This window comes from Citrobacter sp. 21OH12SH02A-Citro (genome assembly GCF_027919895.1).
GTDB classification, from domain to species: Bacteria; Pseudomonadota; Gammaproteobacteria; order Enterobacterales; family Enterobacteriaceae; genus Citrobacter; species Citrobacter braakii.
The window spans coordinates 1,100,552-1,123,609 of sequence record NZ_CP114801.1 but is presented as its reverse complement, the minus strand read 5'-3'; the positions used below and the strand labels follow the sequence as shown (position 1 = coordinate 1,123,609).

Here is a 23,058-nt window from a genome sequence, read left to right as displayed (position 1 = left end):
CTATGGCCTGCTCAGCAGTTCTTTATAGAGCGCCAGTAGAGTATCCATATGTTTACTCAGCGCATATTTTTCACTCAATCGCGCACGACCCTGTAAGCCCATGACCCGCGCCTTCTCTGGCGAGTCGGCCAGTGCATCCAGCGCATTTGCTAACTCCTGCGCATTGCCAGGTTCGAATAAAATCCCTTCGATTCCGTCACGAATTTGTTCCGGGATGCCACCGATGCGCGACCCGATCACCGGCTTGCCTAAGGACATCGCCTCTAATATCGCCATAGAACAGTTTTCATAGCATTCTGAAGGAAGGATCACTGCCCGCGCATGCTTAATAAGGTTATCGAGAGCTTCCCCTTGTTGCACATAACCTAAAAACTCAACGTCCGGGTATTGGGCGACTAATTCGTCGTGCAGGGGACCATGACCCACAATTTTCAGCGGCGCTTTGTTCTGCATTTTCTCATGCGCCGCCAATAACGTTGCCACGCCCTTTTCACGGCTCAGGCGACCGAAGTACAGCATATAGCCCGCATCGCTTACCTCACCCAGAGGACGGCTGTCATCAACGCCATTGACGATGACATCAATGCGCGAATTCGGCAGCTTACGCAACAATACGCCGCGTAAAAAGACGCTCGGCGAAACGATCACATCCAGCGCCTGGTAATTTTGCGCAATATACTGCCAGGTCGCCTCTAAAGAGAGCAGGAGGCTTTTTGAAGCAGAGCCTTCCTGGCATCGATACCTGAAAGCATTGAAAACCGTCCCGGTAATACAGGAATCACACACTTTACCGTCGCGCAGCATGGAATAGGCAGGACAGACGATCTTATAGTCATGCGCGGTCAGCACCGTTTTGCAGCCAAAATTGCGGGCCACTTTAATCAACGCCGGCGTTAACTGATGGTAAATGTTATGGAAGTGGACGATATCCGGACGCTCTTTTTGTAGTAGCGCCAGCATCTTTTTGCAGGCCTGCGAATTATGAATAAAGTTAACCGCCGTTTTGAGCCCGCCCAGCAGATTGCTCTCCTGGTGGTAGTCCACATTGCTGACGAAATAATCCGCATAGTCCGAAGGGAAATTGTTCTCATGCTGCATCGAGAAATCAATAACCTGCACTCCGGCCTGTTTCAGCATCTCGCGCTCTTGAAAATAAACGGTTTCCGCGCCGCCTTTAATGAAAAAAAACTTATTCACTAATAAAACTTTCATTGCGCCAGCCTTAGTTATTCATGAATGATTTTACTGTCAGGCGGAGTCAACGGATCGCGTACTGGTTTAGTCAACCCTTTAACAAGTCCCGCAGAAAGCACGGCCAGGTTCATTACGCTCTGCAATCCGTTCAATAACGATCGATTCTGCACGGTTTTCAAGATAATAAAGGCAAGCAAGGGTAGAAATGCAATATCGAAAAGTTCGAGATTGAAGGTCACCGCCGCAATAAACAAGGCAATCAGATACACAGAAAAAATCGCCTCGTTCTTAACCATTTTTAACGCTTTGCCGAAATAAGGTTTTCCCCACGCACAACGTAAAAGCTCGCCCGGTGCCTGATAGTATCCACTTTTCCAGCGGTGCTTCAGCATCTGAAAGGTCGGCATGGTATGCGAAGTATGGATAAAATACGGAATATTCAGACGGCGTAGTTTATAACCCGCATCGAGCAAACGCAGGCCAAGTTCAGCTTCTTCATAAGCGTGCAAATTACGGTTGGTGAGATAACCAATTTTCTCAATCGCAGAGCGGCGATATAACCCACCACCGCCTAAATGGTCGCTATCTCCAAGCGGATAGATTTTACTAATACGCTGCTTACGCGATTTAAATTCATAGTTAACGGCATCGTCCATTTCAACGGTTCCCGCGACACCTGCATATTCTGGCTCAGCCTGCAAAAAAGCGACAGCCTGATCCACAAAGCCCGCTTCCAGCTCCATGTCGCCGTCCATCAGCAACAGATATTCCCCTTCACTATACAGATAACCTAACTGATGCCCGACGCCGCAGCAACGATCGCCAGGGTCAGTTAAAGAGACCACGGTCACCCCTTTATCGATCGCAAGCTGTTGGGTGTTATCCGTTGACAGGCTATCTGCCACTATAATTTTATGTGGATAATCAACAAGCTGCCTGCGGATACTGTCTATCGTTTTCTCAATACATTCAGATTCATTGAGTGTTTTAATACTCACTGAAATAAACGGTTTTTGGTCCATACAATTACCCTACACAGCGAAGGACGGTTCGACGAATCACTAAACTTGATCCTAGTGATAAATAGAACAGGAATTGTAACATCGGTGTAATCATCAGTATCTGGCTGTAAGGTAAGCTAATTAAGCAACTGATAGCAAAAGCGTTAAACGCCGGTGCAAAGCTCAGCAACTGAAGATCCTGCTGGTCCAGTTGTTCAAGCGTCAGTAATGGCTTTGGCTGACAAACTTTCAGGATATAAATGAATAAGCTAATAAAAAGTAACGTGCCGATCACCCCGACTTCCCACAGCAGCATACTCAGGGAAGTCGAGTCGAGAATTAAGTTATAAATGATATTCAAAAAGCCCGGCGACACCGTACTCCCGCTGTTTGTGGCGTTGAGCCCGTAACCAAATAACGTTCCTGAAAGCCCCCACAGATCGTTATTTTTCAACCAGAACAGGAACGTCGTAAAGCGCCCTAACTCCCCGGTAGACATGATGTAGTTCGGGTCAAAGATATAGCTTAAGGAGTCGATGAAAATGCTTAACGAGCTTTTCGACGGATCGCCGCCAAACGCGGAAGAATAATAGTACGCGAGGATCACTATCGACAGGCTAATAAGCAGCAGCATGCCCGCCACAATAACCAACAGCGTTTTCAGATTAACCTTACTGACGTCTTTGACGTAGCTCGGTGAGATCCACACCCACGCGAGGAACAGAGGTGACAGCAGAATAACGAACTTCACTTCACCAATAATACATAGCCCGATCCCAAGAACAATGTGCAACGCCATGGACTTGAACGTGGTCAACCCGTGCTTATACTCAGAGACTTTTAACAACATAATCAACAGGCAAAACAGGCCAATCGCAGCAGTGTTACCGCCCCCCATGGGGTCACCGCCAAACGTGCCAACCACAGAGTCCCATTTCTCATCTTCGCCACGCACCGCAACGCGTTGGGGAACGACCAGTAAAACCTGATAAATCATTACCGGGATTTGCGCGTAAAACACCCAGTACAGATAGCGCGTTGCACGGTAAATCTGCGACTCCCGGCAAAATCCCAGCAGCAAACAGATCATCACCAGTGACAATGCGATTTCATTTTTAAATGCCACAATCGCGACGGTGATCCCGCCCTGAATCAGCGTCGATGTTCCGGCCAGTATCAGGAACGAAAAATACAACGACAGGACAATCGTCTCCTGCGCATCCAGCTGCAGCGAGCCATCACGCGTCTGCATCACCAATAATCCCACCATCAACAGGGTCAGGAAAAAGGGGATCCACAGCACCGACTGCATGCCGGTAAAGTATTGCACCAGGCCACACAGGATCAGCGTGACAAAGCTAAAAACCTGTAAATAGTATCCGGTATTCAGCGTCATAGTATCACCGGCTTGTCTTTCAGAAGATTGGCTCGCTTATTCATTTTCAGATAAATGAAGGCGTAGCGAATAAATGTCAGTGAAGAAAACAGGATAACCGACGTAGCATAATCTTTATGAAAATAGGGAATGACGACAAATGCGAATAACACAATCGCCAGCTGTTCCAGTTGGATACGCAGAAAATAGCGGTGGGAACCAAAAATAAGCTCAATCACCGTCAGAGGGCTTATCGCCAGCGCCGGGAATAAATAGGGCAACATGTAGCGCGACGTCTCAATGGAGTTAATCCAGTCTTCGCTAAAGCCCAGACGCATCACTATTGGATAGAAAATAAACACCCCGAGAGTACAGATAACCCCCAGAACCAACAGTAGCATCCGTACCCTGGTATATTCATGAAAATTAAAGGTATTATTTCTGAAGTCGATAGACCACTTGGAAAAAATAGTATTGCGCACTGCGTTGCCGATGATCACCACCGGCGCCAGGCAAAAGCGGCTAACCACGGAAAAATAACCTGCCGTCAGCGCCGAGAACCAAAAGTTAATCAACATAATCGGCAAATTGCTGCTGGCCATCGCCAGCACTTCCGCACTACCGACTTTGGTAATGTGATGGATATTTTGTTTGAAAAAATGCCAGTTACTGGCAGGTCGCAAATGTCTGGCCGCCACGGAACGAATATCAAACGAATGCAAAATACAGCTTATGGTCAGCACCATCGTCGCGCAGGCCCATGACCAATAAAACAGTTGCACCTGATGCGTAACCAGAACCGAAAGTAATACCACCACAGAGACAGAGATGCGCTGGAAAATCAGAAAACGAAAATTGGCCGTGCGCAGCGACAGGTTTTCCGAGATTAAAACCCACGCCGTCGCCAGCGTCAGCAAATAGAGGAACAGGATGTTCTGGTGAAACAGCCACGCTGTCAGTACGGCGTACGGTAAGGCAATGATCGTGCTTTGGATCAGGCAAAATACGACGTTCTGTACCAGTTCGTCGTCGTGCTGTTTTGGAATTAAAAGCTGCGATGCAAAGGTACACACCTGCGCGCCCACCACGGCGATGCTGTAATTGAGCGCGTAAAGCCCCACCTCAGCCATATCGTACTTGTGTGAAATCAACCAGATAGACAGCGCACCAATCAACTGCGAGATGACTGATGAACCGGCTATCGTGGAAGCGCTCTTCAGTAGACTCATACCCGGCCTGGCGTCGTCATCAGTTGATCGGTACTGAAGTTAAGTGAACGCAGACCCTCCTGGGTTTCAAGATCTTTTTCTTCAACCGCATTGAGCACCGCGCCAATCACCACGCCGTTATTTTCCTCAATCTTATCCAGCGCGCTGGCGATGTGTCCCGCCGACTCCACCCCGGCTTTCACTATGAAAACAACCCCATCGACGGCACGTTTGATCAGTTGAACATCCTGGCTCTGATTCACAGCAGCCACATCAATAATGATGCGCTGATAATGCGATTTCAGTTCGCGCATTAAGGGTTCAACGTGCTCCGACGACAACATCAGTAAAGAAGAGATGGTGCTCTTGCCGTGCGGAATAAAGTCGAGATTATCACTGAGCGTGATCCGCGCATGTTCCAGCTGAGTCTCTCCGCGCAGCAGCTCAGCCAGGCCTGCGGATGTGGCTGATGCCAGTTCAGAAGAAAGCCCGCCCGTATTAAAGAAATCTGCATCAATAAGCAGCGTTTTCTGGTCAAAACTAAAGGAGTTCGCTAACAGATTCGCCAACAAAGAACGCCCATCACCGTGTTCCGTCGATGCCACGGCGAGCGTCTGTAATGGACGATTATCCAGCATAATCCGGGTACGGATACCGTGCACAATATCGGCATTCAGCGGGTTCTTCAGGATCATGTCCCGCACTTGCGCACGCCCTGAGGTTCCACTAAAACGACGGATTTCGCCCAACGGGGTAACGTTGAGGCGCTTTTTCATGCGACTCAGGCTGGCGATTGAGTTATCCATCGCCGCTTTGACAATGAAATACATGATGCTGAACACGACCACCAGCATGACCACCATCACCAACAGCAGTGATTTATTCGGCTTCGCCGGTTTTAGTGCGGGAACAGCGGGATCGTATAACACCGCATCGGCATTCACGCCGGACAGCGACAGCTCCTGAGTACGCTGATAGAGCGATTTATACAGGTCTTCCATTTTATCTAACGACAGTTTTTGGCCGTTCCAGGCATCCCGTTTTGACGCCATTTTCTGGAAGATCTCTTTCTGCTGTTCCACCTGTTGCTGATAGTTCTTTTCATCCGCCAGCGCCGCCAGATATTGCTGACGTAAGCCGACTTTCAGCTCACCCAACACCCGTCCGGTTTGGCTTTGGATCGACTGAACATCGGCCTCTGCTTTTAAAATGGCGGGGTTTTTTGGCCCATAAACTTTGCGCAGTTCAGACAACGTACGCTGCGCCTGAATCAGCGCAATGCGCAGATCCTGAATCTGAGCGTGGTTAGAGACCGAAGGCAGCGAGATAACGCTTTCGGCGGACTTCCCTGCGCCATTCACTTCGTTATAAACGGATTCAGCGGCAACACGACGTTGGGTCGCATCGGCCAGACGATTGGTCACGATACTTAACTGCTCGGTTTCAAAACCATCGATACCGCGAAAGGTCAACAGCCCGGCATTTTTCAGATAGCTTTCCATCTCTTCTTTTTGCTTCGCTATCGACTTCTGAATCTCTTCCATTTTTTCATAATTCAGTTCGCGGGCTTTCTCTACTTTCTGACGCTTTTGCTCCAGCGTATAGTTGATGAAAGCCTGCGCGACGCCGTTGGCGATATCAGCCGCAACCTGGGGCGAAGTCGATTCATAGGTAATAGAGGCGAGGTTCGTTGTCCGAATACCGATGACATTCAGGTTTTTCGACAACGTTTTCAGCGCCAGCTCCATTCTCAGTTGCCGACTTTCATTGCTATCAGCGCCCTGAGCATCGGCTTTTTCCCCGGTAAATGCCGGGTTTTCATCCAGCTTCATATCGCGAACGGCTTGCTCGAGCACAATTCGTGAATGCATCAACGCATATTGCGTTTCGTAGTAACCACTGCGCGTTGAATCGAAACCATCAACCTGTGGGAACGGAGAAACGTTATCGGCCTGCGCCTTAATCAGCACCGTCGCCGTTGATACATACTTTGAGGACATCATGCTGATTAACGGATAAGCCACGACCCCGGCAACGATACCGGCCAGCGCGATTTTCCAGGCGTTCTTTTTCAGCGCTTTGGCAAAGCGGGAGAATTCAACAGTGCTTTCTCGTTTTTTGCCGTTTTCCACTATTGATAGTTTCATCGTCAGAAGAACCCCATGCCAATAATCACGACATCCCCAGGATGAACAGAGTGCGTTAAATCAACATTCTCAAGCAGCTGATTGCTACCTGACAGGCGAATGTTGATATCTTGACGGTCAGCACGATCTGTAAATCCCCCCGCCTGCGCAATAGATTTCTCGACGGTAAGCCCTGGCTCATAAGCGAATCCATTCGGACTTTTCACCTCGCCAGAAACATAGTATTTACGGAACTCGGCAATACTCACCGTCACCATCGGAGTAGTAAAATAATCTCCAGTCAGGCGTTGAGTTAATTCGTTAGTCACTTGCTCAACAGTTTTATCTTTTAATATAAGAGCACCAACAAACGGGAAATTAATCTCCCCACTCTTATCCAAAATAAACCGCATCGTCATATCGGGTTGACCATGAACAGCGATATTGACAGTATCCCCTGCCCCAAGTCGGTAATCCTGCTGAACAGTAGCAGGATCGTCCATTAACCTCGGGCTGGACGTTGTGCATCCGACCATCAGGATACTGAATAGCAAAACCGCGCACAGTTCTATTATTTTCATTTTAGATCTGAACCTTAGCTTTAAGCATAATCATAGAATTATCATAACCCAACGTTCTGATGACTTCCTGATTGTCGTTGGGACCGATATAAAACGAATCAGTATCCTTATTCGAATTCAACGTATCTATTTGATATTTAATCTCAAAATTGACCGACGGTGTGTAGTCATAGCTCATGGTTACGCTAAATACCCCATCTTTATCATGCCGATCTTTATTCTGTTTTTTATAGTCTTCTGAAGTGTATGAGTAATCCAGCAAGGTAGAGAAACGGTTGCCTAACCAGAAGTGCTGGTAAGAAAGACCATACTGGGTGACTAAAATATATCCCCCAACTTCCGATGGGTCTTTAATGCTTTGCGCTGAATGCACCGTGAAAACAGACTGTTGTAACGGCTTCCACTCCCCTTTTATATCCCAGTTTAGACCATTAAAATCATGCGAGTTTGCGTTGTTTTCAAATGTCTTGTACAACCATGAAATATTCATGTCGACATTGGTTTTTCCCGTCAACTGCGACTTCAGGCCATACAGTAAATAATACTCATTAGTGTCTTTTTCTGAGTTGTTATCATAGTGACGCTGGTTAGTAATAAAGCTATAGCGAAAACGCGTTCTGGATGTGTATTGGTCAAAAATTTCTGCCACCAGGCTATTTTCGTGCCATTCCTGTTCCTGAATGTAATTGTAGAAATCTTCACTACTCTCCTGGGCGTCAGACGTATTGCCGAACGTCAGTTTTTTGTATAACAACGCCAGTTCCGCTTTCCCGCGCCCATCCGGCGCGCCATAGCTATAGCGCAATTCACTGTTAATAAAATTCGTCGTCAGCGGAGATTTAATCCCATACTGCTCGAATTGACCCGGTAGAAACCCCTCAGTGATCCCTCGACCGCGGGATTCGTGCCCAAGCGTATCCTCCAGATTGAGTGTTAAGCCGTGCTTGAGCCCATAGCGCCAGGCACCGTTAAAACGGAAAAAATGATCGTTATAGTTATCAGCGGAATCGCTTGAGTAGTTACGATAATCACCGGAGTACATCAGTAAATACTTATCCTGACCGCGCTCTCCGATCATACTCAAAACGGGCGCTGCGCTCTGAAACGAGGAACCGATAGCATCTCTGCTATGTGGCTGATAAGACACGTTATCATTATAACCATAGTCCACAGCGACCTTGCCCTGGAAGTCGATCCCCGCAAAGCCAATGTGTGATTTCGGTGTTAAATCAGCCCATACGGGCTGCGATATCACGATTCCGGTAATCACGAGTAATTTAGTATGCATTCTTACCGATAAATCCTTTAAAAATAGTTTTAATAATAATTTTTATATCCAACCATAAAGACCAGTTTTGAATGTACTCAATATCGTACTGAACCCTTTTTTCCATCTTATAAAGCGCATCGATTTCCCCGCGGAAACCGTTGATCTGCGCAAGCCCGGTGATCCCAGGCTTAACTTTATGGCGGATCATGTAATTTTCGACCTGTTTACGGTACTGCTCATTATGCGTAACCGCATGAGGTCTGGGACCGACAATCGACATACTTCCCTGCAATACATTGATAAATTGCGGTAGTTCATCCAGTGAGGTGCGGCGTAAGAAACTACCGAATTTGGTTACCCGCGGATCGTTTTTAGTGGCCTGAATAACCGTATCGGCGTTCTCCATAACGCGCATCGAGCGAAACTTCCAGACCTTAATTTTTTGCCCGCTAAGACCATACCGGTCTTGTTTGAAAAAGACTGGCCCGCGGGAAGTGAGTTTGATTCCAATGGCAATGGCCAACATCAGCGAAGAAATCATCACCATAATGATGCTGCCAAGCACCAAATCTTCCGCCCGCTTGATAAACGAACCCGCCCCTTCAAACGGCGAACTAAAAATGCCAATAGTTTGCAGGTTGTGAATGGAGCGCAGCTTGGACATGTTGTTACTGTAGGTGTGGAAGTCAGGAACAATATACGTATCTACGGTGGTGTCTGACATCATCGCCAAAAAATGACGAATGCGTTGTAAAGCTACCATCGGTAAAGCGATGTAGATTTCGTCTATATTTCCTTGCCGGGCTTCCTCAACCAGATTGATCACCGGCCCACGAAAGGGGCTTTTAACCTTATCGACGATATCGCCACAGCGGGATAAGGCGCGCTCATCATAAAAAGCCAGATCTAATGTGATATTAGCGTATTCATCCATTAACGCGTTTTCTGCCGCCAGGCCATTGTCGGTCAGACCAATAATCGCCACGCGCATACTCTTTTTCGTTGAATATTTAAAAATGAAATAGCGAATGTAATAAAGAAAAGGTAATGGGATGAAGTACCAGTAAATAATCGCTGAATAAAAGGGGGAAGGCAGTTTGTCTAAGTAGCCGAGAGACTCGGGTTCAGCCACCGTCATGCTGACCAGTTCGTTCAGAAAAATCGCCAGTAGCGTACAAAAAACCAACCGTTTTTGATTACGTAAACCGATCGTCTTAATCTTTTGTTGATACATTTTAATGTATTCAGCAAACAGTAAGAAAAAGACTGAGAAGAGAATACTCAGAATGGCAATGGTGTTAAATGGCGCCAGACCTAACAGATGGGCGCTAAAAATTAACGTCGCATTGATTACAATGAAATCGACCAGCTTTAAAAAGACTGGATATCCCTGGCTGCTAATCTTTAGCGATTTTTTAAGCATATCTCAGCCCATTATTTATTGATCTTTAATTGTTTTTTTCTCATTTATGTTGCTAATTATATCACAAGTCTTAAAAACGCAATGGCACACTGTCAGTAAATGTAAAAAACAATGTAATACAATGTGATGGGTTTCGCACCATACAAATGCAACCCAATGATTTAGATGATTATTTATTGGTAATATTTTTTAATTTCATCCTTAAAAAACATGATTAATTGCAACATAAACGTCATTGACAGATCACAATTCATAAGCTACCAGCGGGTAGAATCACATGATGAGCGCCTGACAACGGGTTAACCTTACAAAAAGCAATACTTTGCCCAAACCTCGTTGCGCTACGGTCAGTGATGAGAGTCCTGGAGAGCGACAAGAAGAAATCAATAAGTCTATTTATAATACCCACCATAAAAATAACTTAGTAACACATTTACAAAGCAATGATTAGCAACCTTATTATAAATAAGGTACTTTACGAGGAGTATGCGATTGCTTTCATTTTCACGCTCAAAATTCAAAAAAAAACGAATAGTAAAAAAAATTTAGTTTAAATAATTGTAGCAACTCCGATGAGTAGAAGTGGCAAGCATGGCTTAAATTAAAACTATAGCCAATCATTGAGAAAATGCGTGTTACATATTACTAATGTCAACATTCTGCATGAACACACCTTTAACATCAGAATTTTCAGCGCTTACCAATACATCGATTTAAAATAAAGAGAAGAGAATAAATGACAGCATTAAAATTTTGTTAAAAGCAGCGTAAATCGCCCCAACGAATTATTGATAACAATGTATACACTTTTGTTAAGATATATATAAAAACACCTTCCAAAGCCATTCAATCATGCCAAAAAATTTTGTTTACTTATTTTTCGCAAATAAATAATATCCGCGCCGGATTACTTGTTGAGCAATTTACGCACGTTAATCATTTCTTTCAAATGAAGTCCTACATCATTTTTTGACGTTGATGAACTCCAGCTGAATCTGTGCCTCTGACAAGTACTTTTCTGGGTAAATAATAAATTTAACGGAGTTATGATGATGAAAACTGCACTTACCAGCAGTGTACTGGTCGCTTTGTTTGCCGCTAATGCTGGCGCAGCAGCGAATTACGTTACCACTGCCGCAACAGGTTCTAAAGCCACCGCGACGGTCCATTTCACCGGTGAAATTGTTGCCAGTACCTGCGTGGTGAGCACAGCAAACCAGCCAGGTAAAACAGTGGCATTGCCACAAGTTACCAACCAGCTATTTAGCGGCGCGGGCTCTAGCACCGGTGATACTCCGTTTACGTTGCAATTTAGCGGCTGTAGTGGGTCAACTGGAGGAAGCGGCTATGTGGTGGTCTTTACTGGTAAAACCCCTGGCAGTAACACAGCACTTCTGGAAGCGAAACGTGGCTCGGCTTCTGCCACCGATGTTGGCATCGAAGTGGATCAAGCGGGTCATGCCCTCGATTTCGCTTCCGGTAGTAATGAGGTGAGCTTAAAAGCAGATCAAAATGGCGATGCACAAATCGATCTGGTCGCCAAATATCAGCAAATTGGCGCAACGCTGCCTGCGGCTGGCACGATCACTGCGGATATGAATTACACCGTCATTTATAAATAACGGACGTTGATTGCTATGGATGGCACTCTTCCCTGAACCTGGAAAGTGCACCTGATGAATAAAATATTCTTTTACCTGTTGCTGTGTGTGGTTAGCACCGCTCACAGCGCAATTAATTTGGGTCAAACACGCGTTATTTATAATGAGAACGATAAAGCGGCGATGTTTGACGTCAATAATAATACAGACAAGCCATATATGGTACAGACGTGGCTGGATAATGGTAATCCGGATGAGACGCCAGCCAATCTGCCAATGTTAATTACGCCTCCGATCCTGAAACTTGACGGCCATAAATCAGCCGTGTTGCGAGCTATTTATCAGGGCAACGGCTTTCCTGAGGATGTTGAATCTGTAGTGTGGATTAATGTGCAGGAAATCCCCACCATCGAGAATGAAGAAAATACCTTACAGCTGGCGCAGCGTATTCGCATCAAACTATTTTATCGCCCTGTTGGGCTGAATATGACGCTACCTGAAGCCGTTGAGAAATTACAGTGGCAGTGCCACGGTCATACTCTGCGGGCAGTCAATGCGACGCCATTACATATCTCCCTGACGCAATTACATATTAACGGCCAAAACATCGATGCCGACATGGTTAATCCGCATGGCGAACGCACGTTTGCGTTGTCACAGCAAAAAGTCAGCCATATCGGTTTTAGCTGGGTAGATGATTACGGCGGCACTAACGCGGTTAATAACGTCCCGGTATCTTGCAATTAAGTTGGGGTTGCACATGATGAAAAAAAATAAGCACCCGCAACGGTACACCCTCTTTACGCTGTCAACGCTGGCCGTGTGCATACCTGCATACGCCAGCAGCACGCCGCAGTTTAATACCCGTTTTGTACATGGTACGCAAAATATTACCTCCGTAGTGCAAATAGCCCGTAATGACGGACTTAGCGAAGGCACGTTTGAATACGATATATATCTTGACCATAGCTTCGTCGAAACGCGCAATGTTGACTTTAAAAGACGTAAACCACAAGGCAAGCCGCAACCTTGCCTGAGCGCGGACGATCTGCGCAAATACGGGATTAAAATCCCCGAAGGTAACGCCGATACCTGCGTGGAGCTCACGGCGCTGATCGCAAACAGTCGCCTGACGGCAGATGCAAACTACCAGCGCATTGATATTTCAGTACCAGAAGCTTTTCTGCTTTCGACTGCGCATGACGCCGTGCCTGAATCGGCCTATGACGATGGGATTAATGCCGCTTTTGTCGGCTACAACGCCAATACGACGCACCTGATTGAACAGGGCCAGGATCATGACTCTGTTTTTGCCAGTTTTGCCAACGGTATAAACCTGGCGGGATGGCATTTTCGTAACCAGTCTACTTTCAGCTATGCCAGCGGTTCAGGCCGTCAATGGCAGGCGGTTTCCACGTGGGTGGAACGTAATATTATTGCGCTGCGTAGCCGCTTGCGCTTCGGGCAAACCTATACGGACGACGATGTATTTGACAGCATCCAGTTTACCGGGGCACAGCTCACCAGCGATGAAAACATGTTGCCTGATAGCCAACGCGATTTTGCGCCAGTCGTTCGCGGCGTCGCCAATAGCAATGCCACAATCGAAATCCGTCAAAATGGCTATCTGATTTACAGTAAAAACGTCGCGCCAGGCGCGTTTGACATTGACGATATCAACCCCAGCAACCAAAGCGGCGACCTGAACGTCAGCGTTATTGAAGCCGATGGCAGTCGGCGTAATTTCACTGTGCCTTATTCAGCGGTCCCGAACATGCTGCGTGCAGGTAACAACCGCTTTCAGTTTACGGCAGGGGAATACCGCGACGGTTACAGCGGCGGCTGGCGGCCCCGCTTTGTTCAAGGCACATTGAGTTATGGTCTCAGCTTTGGCTCCACGTTGTACGGTGGTTTCCTGACCGCAGAAAGCTATAATGCGATTGCCACCGGGATCGCTCAGGATCTGCACCAGTTCGGCGCGATCTCTTTCGATATCACTACCGCCAGAGCGCAGCTCGCCAGTGGAGATGCGTCCACAGGACAAAGTTATCGTTTCTTATACTCCAAATCGCTGAACCAGTACGGTACGGATTTCCGTCTGGTAGGCTACCGCTACAATACCTCCGGTTATTACAGCTTTAGCGACACCATTAACGAGCATAACAGTTGGTCCTCGGGCTATTACGACATCGCCTATGACGACCCGAATCAACAGCTGCGTTTTCCTGGCGAAGAGCACAACAAAAAGCATTACTACACCACTAACTACAATAATCGCCGCCAACGTTTTGAGGTCTCTGTTAACCAGCGTTTGTGGGATAACGCCTCTCTTTACGTCAGCGCCAGCCAGCAAAACTACTGGCACAACGGGAGTCACGACCGCACGATACAGCTGGGTTACAACGATACACTGGGGAAAATCAACTGGAGCGTTTATGTACAGGATACCCGTAACCAGTACGACTACCAGGACCGCAGTATCAACCTGACGCTTTCCATTCCATTCGATTTCATGGATAGCCGCGGCTTTGTCTCCACCAACATCATGCATAGCCAGCAGAATGGCGACAGCTACTCCACCAGCTACAGCAATACAGCATTTGACGATCGTCTGAGCTGGGGCGTTCAGGGCAGTACCACCGATCGACAGGATTCCTCTGCCGGGGTTAACGCCGCCTGGCAAGGTGACAAGATGAATGTTCAGGGGGGCTACAGCGCAGGACGCAACTACCAGAATATGAATATGGGCATCAGCGGCGGGGCAATGCTGCACGCAGGCGGCGTGACGCTCATGCACTCTCCTGGCGATACCATGGTGTTGGTCGAAGCCAAAAATGCCGACGGTGTCCATATCCAGCAACAAAATGGCGTGGCAATTGACGGTAACGGCTATGCGGTCCTTACCGCCGCAGACGCATGGCATTACAACGTGGTGAGTCTGAATACCGCTGATATTGGTGCCGGGCTGGATATTCCGCAGACACAGAAAAAAATTGTTCCAACAGAGAAAGCCATCGGCAAAGTGGTGTTTGAAACCTTCAGCGGCCGCAACTATCTGGTCAATGCCGTCATGCCCGGCAATATTGCCCCCCCGGTCGGCGCGAACGTACGAGATACCAAAGGTCGTAGCCACGGTCTGGTCGGTATGCATGGCGCACTGTATGCCAGCGGCGTGGAGGACAATTCTCGCCTGGAAGTGCGCTGGGGCTCCCACGCAAATGAACACTGCTTTATTCAAATGCCGGATAACCATAACCAGCCGGTGAAGAAAATCGGATATACACAAATTACCGCCCAGTGCGTCGGCTCGTAAGGTGCAATCAATGAATCCGTTAAAAATAGTTAAACTCGTGGTGCTGCTTTGTTTGCCGATATTCAGTAGTGCAAGCTATGCGGTTACCTGTACAGCAAACAGCGTCTCCGTACACGTTGATCCCATTAAAATCAGCCACAGTACCACCGCTGGGGACACCGTTTGGGTGTCCAATCCACAAACCGTTAGCGTCACTTGCCGCGACACAGACTATATGCCCCACGGCGAAGCCGCCAGAATCTACATCGACCCTGATCATGAGTTTGCGCATTTTCTGCAGGGAACCAATATGAAACTGGTGGTGAGCATTGATGGTCGCCCCTACGATCAAAGCGCCCAGGCCGTCACCACCCAATATCAGGCAACGTTGCCCCGAGCAGGTTCAGACAACTACTGCAGGAGTAATAACCACAGCCATACCAGTGACTGCCAGGCGCGCCCACAAACATTTTCTTTCACCTTTAACCTCAGTCTGGTCGCTACCGGAAAACTCCCGGATCCTTTGCCTGCGCTGGCCGGTCGCACCATCAACAAAGTTTTTGTCGTCGACGGTATTGGCAGCATTAACGCCTGCGGTTCGCATTGCTCCACCAGCAATCCGGCAAAAAACTTTGGCCCCGCGCTTAATGGCCTGAATAACATCAGTTATATCAACTGCGAACCGATCGTCTCTATCAGCTCTGACAAAGGAACGGATACCATCGAGTTTGGCAGGATCAGCATTACCGAAGCAAAAGTGGGAAAAGATAACAGCCACAGTAAACAGTTTGCCGTTATTGCCGCAGAAGCCGCCGGGAAGCATGAATGTCGCGGCATCAACTACGCGGTAACCTTTACCGGCACCACAAGCAACAGCGGCGCAGTTTTTACCGGTCAGGGGACGCCAGATATCGGCGTTACGCTCCAGGATGCTGCACACCCCGGCTCCGGGGACATTATCAGCGGCAACCGTATCGATTTTGCCAGCAGCGCGTTTACCAACCAGAGCGACAGCCGACGCAAAGAGTTCATGGCAACCCTGTTCTGGCTGAAGAATCCTCCCCAACCCGGCACATTTAGTATCCCTGTCAATGCAACGGTGACCTTTAAATAACAGGCGCAGGACGATGCTGATCGTCCTGCGCGTCTCGCACCAGGCATAAAAACCGCAGTCGTACGCTTAACCCGCCTAATGTTTCACTCCGTGATAGCTGAGGGTGCGTGCGGTGCAGACGAGCAATGTCGTTGACCAGCGCCAGGCCTATCCCGGCGCCAGGGACATTACCGACGTTATCAAGGCGATGAAACGGTAGCAGCGCCTGGTGCACCATCTGCTCATCGATACCCGGCCCGCTATCTTCAACCACCAGCACCACCGCCTCTCCTTTTCGCAGCAGACGGGCGGTTACCACACCATGCGGCGGCGTGTATTTTAGTGCGTTATCCAGCAGATTCCCGCACAGTTCGCCAAGCAGGACTTCATCGCCCTCAATCCACACCGCATCCTGTTCCCCTTCATAGCCCAGATCGATCCCTTTACTGCGCGCCTGCGCCAGTCGCGTGAAACAACTGCTTTGCACCACCTCATACAAATTAACCGGCGAGAAGTGCCTTTCTCCTTGCTCTTTGCGCTTCACAGCCGACAGCTGTAACAGCCTTTCCGTCAGTTGAATGGTGTTGTCCAGCGTGGAGCTCATGGCTTGCAGACTCTCATACCATTGCTGCGGCTGCTGGCTGGCGAGGGCCACCGCCGCCTGAGTTTTTAGCACCGCCAGCGGCGTTTTAAGCTGATGAGAAGCATCCGCGCTGAAGCGCTCCTGGCGAGAGATCAGGCCGCGAAGTCGGTCCAGATAACGGTTGAATGCCACAATCAACAGACGGGTTTCCGACCACGGCAGCAGCTCTGGCAGCGGCGTCAGCAGCCCAGGCTCGCGACGCACCATCAGCGATGACAGCTGGCGCATCGGGCGTAACACCCGACGCAGCAGCCAGCCGACCAGCACCAGCGTGAGCAGCACCAGCAGCCCTTGCGAAACCCACGAGGAAAACAGCAGCTGTCGCGCCAGGTAACGTCGCGATTGCAGCGTTTCGGCGACATAAATCTCGGCCATGCCGATAATACCGCCCTCGTTGACGGGCTGCAGCAGACGCGCCACGCGAATTGCCTCCCCGCGATATTCAGTGTGATAAAACCACGCCAGCGCCGGATAAAGCCGCGTACGCGATGTCGCAGGCGGCATCGCAGGTAAATCGTCATAACCTGAGATAACCTTCCCCGCCGGATCGACCACCTTGTAATACAACCTGTCGTTCATATTCAGCTCAAAGCTGTCCAGCACCACCCACGGCACATTCACTTCCAGCTGTTTGTTGTGCACCACCAGTCGCTCGGAGACGGTTCTGGCAGACGAGAGCAGCGTCCGGTCATACGCCTGCGTCGCCGCCTGTAGCGCGCTGACATAGCTGTTAAATGCCGACAGCCCCCACAACAACATGAGCGGCAAACCCAGAAACATCAGCAGTTGCAGGTACAACGATTGGGGTTTAACCCACTTCATCGCTACGCTCCAGCACATAGCCCAGCCCGCGTAGCGTGGCGATGCGCACATCGCTTCCCTGTAGCTTTTTACGCAGACGATGGATGTACAATTCAATGCTTTCGGGGCTGACCTCATCGTTTAGACTGAAGACCTGTTCAAACAACTGCTGACGCGAAACCGGTCGCAATCGACGGTACATCAGCACCGTCAGCAATGCCTGTTCGCGCGGCGTGAGCGCCAGCGGCTGCCCCTGCAACAGAAAATAGCCCTCATCGTGAAACGCCAGTTCCCCCAGTTGCTGTATGCCCTGCACCTGCCCCGCGCTGCGGCGTAGCAAAGCCCTCAGCCGCGCATCCAGCTCCTCGATTTCAAACGGTTTTGCCAGATAATCATCGGCCCCGACGTTCAATCCTTTCACCCGATCGGCCACCGCGCTGCGCGCCGTCAGCAGCAGAACAGGAAGCGTCTGCCCGCGTTTGCGCAGGCGCTGAACGACGTCAAGACCATCCAGTCCCGGCATATTGATATCCAGCACCGCCAGCGCGTACGTTTCGCTATGTAAAAGATGGTCGGCCGCCAGGCCATCAAAAACGCAGTCGACGGCAAAACCGTTTTGCACCAGCGCTTTCTCCAGCCAGTGAGCTAACTCACGGTTATCTTCCGCTAATAAGAGACGCATATCACATCCTGTAAAGTTTCTGCCGCATTGAAAGGGAATTGAAAGGTTAATGTTTTAACAATCATGCAACCGAACTGCTACACATCGGCTCACATAATCACAAAAATCTTCTTCCGTACCCGAAAATCCGGTTTTCCGGCGTGAGGATAAACAATGAAAAAACAGTTACTTCGTACCCTTACTGCAAGCATTTTACTGATGAGTACCTCTGTTCTGGCGGAACAAGCGCCATCGCGCACAGAATGTATCGCCCCTGCTAAACCTGGCGGTGGTTTCGATCTCACCTGTAAGTTGATTCAAGTGAGCATGATGGAAACCGGCGCTATCGAAAAACCGATGCGCGTAACCTACATGCCCGGCGGCGTTGGCGCCGTGGCCTATAACGCGATCGTCGCGCAACGTCCGGCTGAAGCGGGTACCGTAGTGGCATTCTCCGGCGGCTCGCTGCTGAACCTGTCACAAGGGAAGTTTGGTCGCTACGGCGTTGATGATGTCCGCTGGCTGGCAAGTGTGGGCACTGACTACGGCATGATTGCCGTACGCCAGGACTCACCATGGAAAACGCTGAAAGATCTGCTGACGGCTATGGAGAAAGATCCTAACAGCGTGGTCATTGGCGCAGGCGCCTCTATCGGTAGTCAGGACTGGATGAAGTCGGCGCTGCTGGCGCAAAAAGCCAACGTCGATCCACACAAGATGCGCTATGTGGCCTTTGAGGGCGGCGGCGAACCGGTCACCGCGCTGATGGGGAATCACGTCCAGGTGGTTTCCGGCGATCTCAGCGAGATGGTGCCTTATCTTAGCGGCGACAAAATCCGCGTGCTCGCCGTGTTCTCTGATCAACGTCTGCCAGGCCAGTTAGCTAACGTGCCAACCGCCAAAGAGCAGGGTTATGACCTCGTGTGGCCCATCATTCGTGGTTTCTACGTTGGACCAAAAGTCAGCGACGCCGAGTATCAGTGGTGGGTTGATGCCTTTAACAAACTCCAGCAGACCGATGAGTTTAAAAAGCAGCGCGATCTGCGCGGCCTGTTTGAATTCAACATGAGCGGTAAGCAGCTCGACGAATACGTGAAAAAGCAGGTCACGGATTACCGTGAGCAGGCGAAAGCCTTCGGTCTGGCGAAATAAGCGCAGAGGCAAAGATGATGAGCGATCGTATTTTTGCAGGTATCTGGCTGTTGCTCTGCATAGCCGGGCTGTTCGTGGCCTGGCAAATCACCAGCGAATACAGCTATGAGCCGGTTGGGCCGCGTCCCTTTCCGCTTGGCATTATCAGCCTGATGCTGGTATGCGCCGTGGCGCTGCTGTTGCGCCATCCCGACACCATCAGTTGGCCCCGCCGTCACGTGCTGCAAAAGCTGCTGACGATGGTGATTGTTCTGTTGATGTACGCCTGGGGTTTCGAATGGCTCGGTTTTCCCATCTCCACCGCCATTCTCACCGTGGTGATTGGCATGCTGTTCGGCGCAACGATTCCGGCTGCGGGTATTTCCGGCGCGGTACTCGGCATTCTGCTGTGGTATGCCTTTGACCGACTGCTTGACGTCACCTTACCACTCGGCGCCTGGCTGGGTTAACGGAGAAACGATGGATACCTGGATTTATCTTTCTCAGGGTTTCGCGGTGGCCATGACGCCGGAAAACCTGGTCATCGCCCTGATTGGCTGTTTTGTCGGTACCATTGTCGGGCTGTTGCCTGGTCTTGGACCCATTAACGGCGTGGCGATCCTGCTGCCTCTGGCTTTCGCTTTGCATCTGCCAGCAGAATCTGCGCTGATCCTGCTGGCTACGGTCTACATAGGTTGTGAATACGGCGGACGTATCTCCTCCATCCTGCTGAATGTTCCCGGCGATGCGGCGGCGATTATGACCGCGCTGGATGGCTACCCGATGGCGCAGCAAGGCCGCGGCGGCGTTGCGCTCTCTATCTCGGCGGTCAGCTCTTTCATGGGTTCGCTTATCGCTATCGGCGGCATCATTCTGTTTGCCCCGGCGTTAGCCCAATGGTCGCTGGCCTTCGGTCCGGCGGAATACTTTGCCTTAATGGTTTTCGCCATTGCCTGCCTCGGCAGCATGATGGCACAAAACCCACTGAAATCATTTCTGGCAGCGCTTATCGGTCTCGGCCTTGCGACCGTCGGCGTAGACGCCAATACCGGGGTTTATCGCTTTACCTTTGACAGCGTTCATCTCTCCGACGGTGTGCAGTTTATCGTGGTAGTGATTGGGCTGTTCTCAGTCTCTGAAATACTGTTAATGCTGGAACATACCAGCAGTGGCCAGACGCTGGTGCGTAAAACGGGCCGCATGTTATTTAACGCCAAAGAAGGTGCGCAGTGCGTTGGCGCAACCCTGCGTTCATCGGTGATTGGCTTTTTCGTCGGCGTCCTGCCTGGCGCGGGCGCAACCATTGCCAGCGCTATCACCTATATGACCGAGAAAAAGCTCAGCGGCAATAGCGACAGCTTCGGCAAAGGGGATATACGCGGCGTGGCGGCCCCCGAAGCCGCCAACAACGCCTCGGCCTGTGGCTCCTTTATCCCGATGCTGACGCTCGGCGTACCGGGTTCCGGCACCACGGCGGTGATGATGGGCGCGCTGACGCTGTACAATATCACACCGGGTCCGGCCATGTTCACCGAACAGCCGGACATCGTCTGGGGGCTGATTGCGGCGCTGCTGATTGCTAACGTGATGCTGCTGGTGATGAACATCCCGTTGATCGGCCTGTTTACCCGTATGCTGACCATCCCCTTGTGGTTTTTGGTACCGGCTATCGCGGCAGTCTCCGCGGTGGGCGTGTATGCCGTCCACAGCACCACTTTCGATCTGGTGCTGATGGTTGCCCTCGGCGTGCTGGGCTACATATTGCGCAAAATGCACTTCCCGATGTCGCCGTTGATTTTAGGCTTCGTTCTCGGGGAAATGCTGGAGCAGAACCTGCGTCGGGCGCTGTCTATCAGTAACGGTAATATGGATATTCTGTGGGCCAGCGGCGTGGCGAAAGTGCTGCTGGTGATGGCGGTACTGGTTATCGTCGTCCCGCCGGTGCTACGCCTGATTCGTAAACGTAATAGCAAACCGCAGGTGGATATCAGCTAATAATACGCCGGATAGCGGCGCTGACGCGCCTTATCCGGCATTTTCATCTTAATTCCTGAACGGCACTGAGTACGTGCTCAACAAACCGCGTCAGCTTGGGCAGCGGACGCAAATCTTGTCGCCACAGTAGATGAATCGGCCGCGGCTGCGGCGTAAACTTTTCCAGTATCCGAATCAGTTTCCCGGTAGCCAGCTCTTGCGCCAGCAGCACCTCCGGTTGCAATAACAGTCCGGCCCCCGCTACCGCCGCCATACGCAGGCCATGACCATCGTTACAGCGCAGGATCGCATCACGCTTCCATCTGACTTCGCCCGTCACGCCAGGCAGTATCCATTCGTTGCGAGCCGTCCACACGGTATGGGACAGGCACAGATGATCCACCAGATCCGCTGGCGTAAGGGGCGTGCCATGACGGGCAAGATAATCCTTTGATGCACAGATCGCCATACGGTAAGGGCACAGGTATTTCGCCACCACATCAGTCTGATGGATATCGCCAATACGGATCGCCAGGTCGACGCCTTCATTCACCAGATCAACCATCCGGTTGGTCAGATCCAGCTCAATGCGCACCTCTGGCCAGGCCTGTAAAAACGCAGCGGCCAGCGGCGAGATAACGCAAGCGCCAAAAGAAGTAGGCGCGCTAATGCGCAGCGTCCCCGCAGGGGCCAGCCGCAGACGCTCTACCGAACGCTCGGCTATCGACACCTGCTCCAGCACGCGGCGGGCTTCTTCAAAATAGACACGCCCGGCATCGGTCAGGCTCTGGCGGCGAGTATTGCGCTCCAGCAGACGCGTGCCGAGCTGTGCTTCCAGTTGGGTGATATATTTTCCCACCATCACCGCAGACATCTCGAGTCTTGTTGCCGCGGAGGTAAAGCTTCCGCTCTCCACCACGGCGATAAACGTTTCCATGCCGCGCAGCTTATCCATATTACAAACTCCTGGTTAGTAATCATCTAACTTATAGCCAGTTTATCCGATTTCATTTTCATTAAAGAATAGTGGCTCACACTATTCTGGAGGTGGTTATGAAAATCGTCATTATTGGTGCCAGCGGTACAGTGGGGCGCGCAGTCACAGAAACGTTAAGCCGTAAACATGAGGTGATCCGCGTAGGTCGCACGCGGGGAGATTACCAGGTCGATATCACCTCGCAGGAGAGTGTCGGGGCATTGTTTGAAAAAGTCGGTCGGGTAGATGCGATCGTTTCCGCCACCGGCAACCTGTTCTTTGGCCCGCTGTCGACAATGACCGACGAGGACTTTAATCAGGGATTACAGGATAAGCTGTTAGGCCAGATACGTCTGGCATTAACCGGGCAACATTTCCTCAATGATGGCGGCTCGATTACGCTGATTAGCGGCATTATCGCCCATGAACCCATCGCACAAGGGGCGAATGCGGCAACGATCAATGCCGGGCTGGAAGGATTTGTGCGCGCTGCTGCCTGTGAGCTAGGTCGTGGCCAGCGCATTAACCTGATAAGCCCAACCGTACTCAGTGAATCCGCCGAAGCATACGATGGTTTCTTCCCAGGCTTTGAAAGCGTCCCCGCCGCTACCGTTGCCAATGCCTATCGCCGCAGCGTGGAAGGCATCCAAACCGGGCGCATTTATAAAGTCGGTTACTGATCAAAGCATTACCTCGCCTCTTACGTCA

Annotated in this window: 19 protein-coding genes; 8 read left to right on the top strand and 11 right to left on the bottom strand. The window is 50.2% G+C overall.

Annotated elements, in window-relative coordinates; all coding sequences use genetic code 11:
• The 8 genes from O6D90_RS05445 to O6D90_RS05410 are packed head-to-tail and all read right to left on the bottom strand — an operon-like array spanning position 1 to position 10,178.
• Positions 1–1,212, bottom strand: a complete 1,212-nt coding sequence (locus O6D90_RS05445; protein WP_016154113.1) for a glycosyltransferase family 4 protein — start codon at positions 1,210–1,212, stop codon at positions 1–3.
• 14 nt (positions 1,213–1,226) lie between these two features.
• The gene (locus tag O6D90_RS05440) at positions 1,227–2,216 is read right to left on the bottom strand and encodes a glycosyltransferase (RefSeq protein WP_016157269.1); all 990 of its coding nucleotides are present in this window, start codon (positions 2,214–2,216) and stop codon (positions 1,227–1,229) included.
• 4 nt (positions 2,217–2,220) lie between these two features.
• The gene (locus O6D90_RS05435; protein ID WP_271143258.1) at positions 2,221–3,591 is read right to left on the bottom strand and encodes a capsular biosynthesis protein; all 1,371 of its coding nucleotides are present in this window, start codon (positions 3,589–3,591) and stop codon (positions 2,221–2,223) included.
• Complete coding sequence (locus O6D90_RS05430; RefSeq protein ID WP_016157271.1) at positions 3,588–4,799, bottom strand: lipopolysaccharide biosynthesis protein; 1,212 nt, start codon at positions 4,797–4,799, stop codon at positions 3,588–3,590. The genes O6D90_RS05435 and O6D90_RS05430 overlap by 4 nt, the downstream gene beginning before the upstream one ends.
• The gene (locus O6D90_RS05425; RefSeq protein WP_016157272.1) at positions 4,796–6,925 is read right to left on the bottom strand and encodes a GumC family protein; all 2,130 of its coding nucleotides are present in this window, start codon (positions 6,923–6,925) and stop codon (positions 4,796–4,798) included. The genes O6D90_RS05430 and O6D90_RS05425 overlap by 4 nt, the downstream gene beginning before the upstream one ends.
• Positions 6,926–6,927: 2 nt before the next feature.
• The gene (locus O6D90_RS05420; RefSeq protein WP_016154118.1) at positions 6,928–7,485 is read right to left on the bottom strand and encodes a polysaccharide biosynthesis/export family protein; all 558 of its coding nucleotides are present in this window, start codon (positions 7,483–7,485) and stop codon (positions 6,928–6,930) included.
• Position 7,486: 1 nt separating this feature from the next.
• Positions 7,487–8,773 carry an outer membrane beta-barrel protein gene (locus O6D90_RS05415; RefSeq protein WP_046274862.1) on the bottom strand — a complete coding sequence of 429 codons (1,287 nt, stop codon included), beginning with the start codon at positions 8,771–8,773 and terminating at the stop codon, positions 7,487–7,489.
• Complete coding sequence (locus O6D90_RS05410) at positions 8,763–10,178, bottom strand: undecaprenyl-phosphate glucose phosphotransferase (protein ID WP_016157275.1); 1,416 nt, start codon at positions 10,176–10,178, stop codon at positions 8,763–8,765. The genes O6D90_RS05415 and O6D90_RS05410 overlap by 11 nt, the downstream gene beginning before the upstream one ends.
• A 1,049-nt stretch (positions 10,179–11,227) precedes the next feature.
• On the opposite strand from O6D90_RS05410, the gene O6D90_RS05405 reads away from it, so the two are divergent.
• From O6D90_RS05405 to O6D90_RS05390, 4 genes are read left to right on the top strand one after another with little or no spacing between them, the layout of a single operon-like run.
• A complete protein-coding gene (locus O6D90_RS05405) occupies positions 11,228–11,800 on the top strand; it encodes a fimbrial protein (RefSeq protein WP_016157276.1) in 573 nt (190 codons plus the stop codon).
• A gap of 54 nt (positions 11,801–11,854) precedes the next feature.
• Positions 11,855–12,526: a fimbrial biogenesis chaperone gene (locus tag O6D90_RS05400; RefSeq protein ID WP_016157277.1), complete on the top strand. Its 672-nt coding sequence runs from the start codon at positions 11,855–11,857 to the stop codon at positions 12,524–12,526.
• A 13-nt stretch (positions 12,527–12,539) separates the two neighbouring features.
• Positions 12,540–15,092, top strand: coding sequence for a fimbria/pilus outer membrane usher protein (locus tag O6D90_RS05395; RefSeq protein WP_016157278.1), 2,553 nt, complete (start codon positions 12,540–12,542; stop codon positions 15,090–15,092).
• A 10-nt stretch (positions 15,093–15,102) separates the two neighbouring features.
• Positions 15,103–16,185 carry a fimbrial protein gene (locus O6D90_RS05390; protein ID WP_016157279.1) on the top strand — a complete coding sequence of 361 codons (1,083 nt, stop codon included), beginning with the start codon at positions 15,103–15,105 and terminating at the stop codon, positions 16,183–16,185.
• Here the strand turns inward: O6D90_RS05390 and O6D90_RS05385 are convergent.
• Both O6D90_RS05385 and tctD read right to left on the bottom strand, forming a co-directional pair.
• Positions 16,178–17,629, bottom strand: coding sequence for a HAMP domain-containing histidine kinase (locus O6D90_RS05385; RefSeq protein WP_016157280.1), 1,452 nt, complete (start codon positions 17,627–17,629; stop codon positions 16,178–16,180). The two genes, O6D90_RS05390 and O6D90_RS05385, sit on opposite strands and share 8 nt — an antisense overlap.
• On the bottom strand, positions 17,616–18,290 hold the full coding sequence (gene tctD, locus O6D90_RS05380; protein WP_016157281.1) for a transcriptional regulator TctD: 675 nt from the start codon (positions 18,288–18,290) through the stop codon (positions 17,616–17,618). Before tctD ends, O6D90_RS05385 begins: the two co-directional genes overlap by 14 nt.
• A gap of 153 nt (positions 18,291–18,443) precedes the next feature.
• Between tctD and O6D90_RS05375 the strand changes: the two genes are divergently transcribed.
• The 3 genes from O6D90_RS05375 to O6D90_RS05365 are packed head-to-tail and all read left to right on the top strand — an operon-like array spanning position 18,444 to position 21,395.
• Positions 18,444–19,421, top strand: coding sequence for a Bug family tripartite tricarboxylate transporter substrate binding protein (locus tag O6D90_RS05375; protein ID WP_016154127.1), 978 nt, complete (start codon positions 18,444–18,446; stop codon positions 19,419–19,421).
• 14 nt (positions 19,422–19,435) lie between these two features.
• Entirely contained in the window at positions 19,436–19,870 is a 435-nt protein-coding gene (locus O6D90_RS05370) for a tripartite tricarboxylate transporter TctB family protein (RefSeq protein ID WP_016154128.1), read from the top strand.
• A 10-nt stretch (positions 19,871–19,880) separates the two neighbouring features.
• The gene (locus O6D90_RS05365) at positions 19,881–21,395 is read left to right on the top strand and encodes a tripartite tricarboxylate transporter permease (RefSeq protein WP_016157282.1); all 1,515 of its coding nucleotides are present in this window, start codon (positions 19,881–19,883) and stop codon (positions 21,393–21,395) included.
• 43 nt (positions 21,396–21,438) lie between these two features.
• Here O6D90_RS05365 and O6D90_RS05360 read toward each other — a convergent pair whose 3' ends face one another.
• On the bottom strand, positions 21,439–22,329 hold the full coding sequence (locus O6D90_RS05360) for a LysR family transcriptional regulator (protein ID WP_016157283.1): 891 nt from the start codon (positions 22,327–22,329) through the stop codon (positions 21,439–21,441).
• Between the two features lie 98 nt (positions 22,330–22,427).
• Between O6D90_RS05360 and O6D90_RS05355 the strand changes: the two genes are divergently transcribed.
• The gene (locus tag O6D90_RS05355; RefSeq protein WP_016157284.1) at positions 22,428–23,030 is read left to right on the top strand and encodes a short chain dehydrogenase; all 603 of its coding nucleotides are present in this window, start codon (positions 22,428–22,430) and stop codon (positions 23,028–23,030) included.
• Positions 23,031–23,058: the final 28 nt, after the last annotated feature.

Excerpts from the sequence above, each read along its gene's own strand:
- O6D90_RS05445 (WP_016154113.1), bottom strand. The coding sequence starts at position 1,212 with ATGAAAGTTTTATTAGTGAATAAGTTTTTTTTCATTAAAGGCGGCGCG.
- O6D90_RS05440 (WP_016157269.1), bottom strand. The coding sequence starts at position 2,216 with ATGGACCAAAAACCGTTTATTTCAGTGAGTATTAAAACACTCAATGAA.
- O6D90_RS05435 (WP_271143258.1), bottom strand. The coding sequence starts at position 3,591 with ATGACGCTGAATACCGGATACTATTTACAGGTTTTTAGCTTTGTCACG.
- O6D90_RS05430 (WP_016157271.1), bottom strand. The coding sequence starts at position 4,799 with ATGAGTCTACTGAAGAGCGCTTCCACGATAGCCGGTTCATCAGTCATC.
- O6D90_RS05425 (WP_016157272.1), bottom strand. The coding sequence starts at position 6,925 with ATGAAACTATCAATAGTGGAAAACGGCAAAAAACGAGAAAGCACTGTT.
- O6D90_RS05420 (WP_016154118.1), bottom strand. The coding sequence starts at position 7,485 with ATGAAAATAATAGAACTGTGCGCGGTTTTGCTATTCAGTATCCTGATG.
- O6D90_RS05415 (WP_046274862.1), bottom strand. The coding sequence starts at position 8,773 with ATGCATACTAAATTACTCGTGATTACCGGAATCGTGATATCGCAGCCC.
- O6D90_RS05410 (WP_016157275.1), bottom strand. The coding sequence starts at position 10,178 with ATGCTTAAAAAATCGCTAAAGATTAGCAGCCAGGGATATCCAGTCTTT.
- O6D90_RS05405 (WP_016157276.1), top strand. The coding sequence starts at position 11,228 with ATGATGAAAACTGCACTTACCAGCAGTGTACTGGTCGCTTTGTTTGCC.
- O6D90_RS05400 (WP_016157277.1), top strand. The coding sequence starts at position 11,855 with ATGAATAAAATATTCTTTTACCTGTTGCTGTGTGTGGTTAGCACCGCT.
- O6D90_RS05395 (WP_016157278.1), top strand. The coding sequence starts at position 12,540 with ATGATGAAAAAAAATAAGCACCCGCAACGGTACACCCTCTTTACGCTG.
- O6D90_RS05390 (WP_016157279.1), top strand. The coding sequence starts at position 15,103 with ATGAATCCGTTAAAAATAGTTAAACTCGTGGTGCTGCTTTGTTTGCCG.
- O6D90_RS05385 (WP_016157280.1), bottom strand. The coding sequence starts at position 17,629 with ATGAAGTGGGTTAAACCCCAATCGTTGTACCTGCAACTGCTGATGTTT.
- tctD (WP_016157281.1), bottom strand. The coding sequence starts at position 18,290 with ATGCGTCTCTTATTAGCGGAAGATAACCGTGAGTTAGCTCACTGGCTG.
- O6D90_RS05375 (WP_016154127.1), top strand. The coding sequence starts at position 18,444 with ATGAAAAAACAGTTACTTCGTACCCTTACTGCAAGCATTTTACTGATG.
- O6D90_RS05370 (WP_016154128.1), top strand. The coding sequence starts at position 19,436 with ATGATGAGCGATCGTATTTTTGCAGGTATCTGGCTGTTGCTCTGCATA.
- O6D90_RS05365 (WP_016157282.1), top strand. The coding sequence starts at position 19,881 with ATGGATACCTGGATTTATCTTTCTCAGGGTTTCGCGGTGGCCATGACG.
- O6D90_RS05360 (WP_016157283.1), bottom strand. The coding sequence starts at position 22,329 with ATGGATAAGCTGCGCGGCATGGAAACGTTTATCGCCGTGGTGGAGAGC.
- O6D90_RS05355 (WP_016157284.1), top strand. The coding sequence starts at position 22,428 with ATGAAAATCGTCATTATTGGTGCCAGCGGTACAGTGGGGCGCGCAGTC.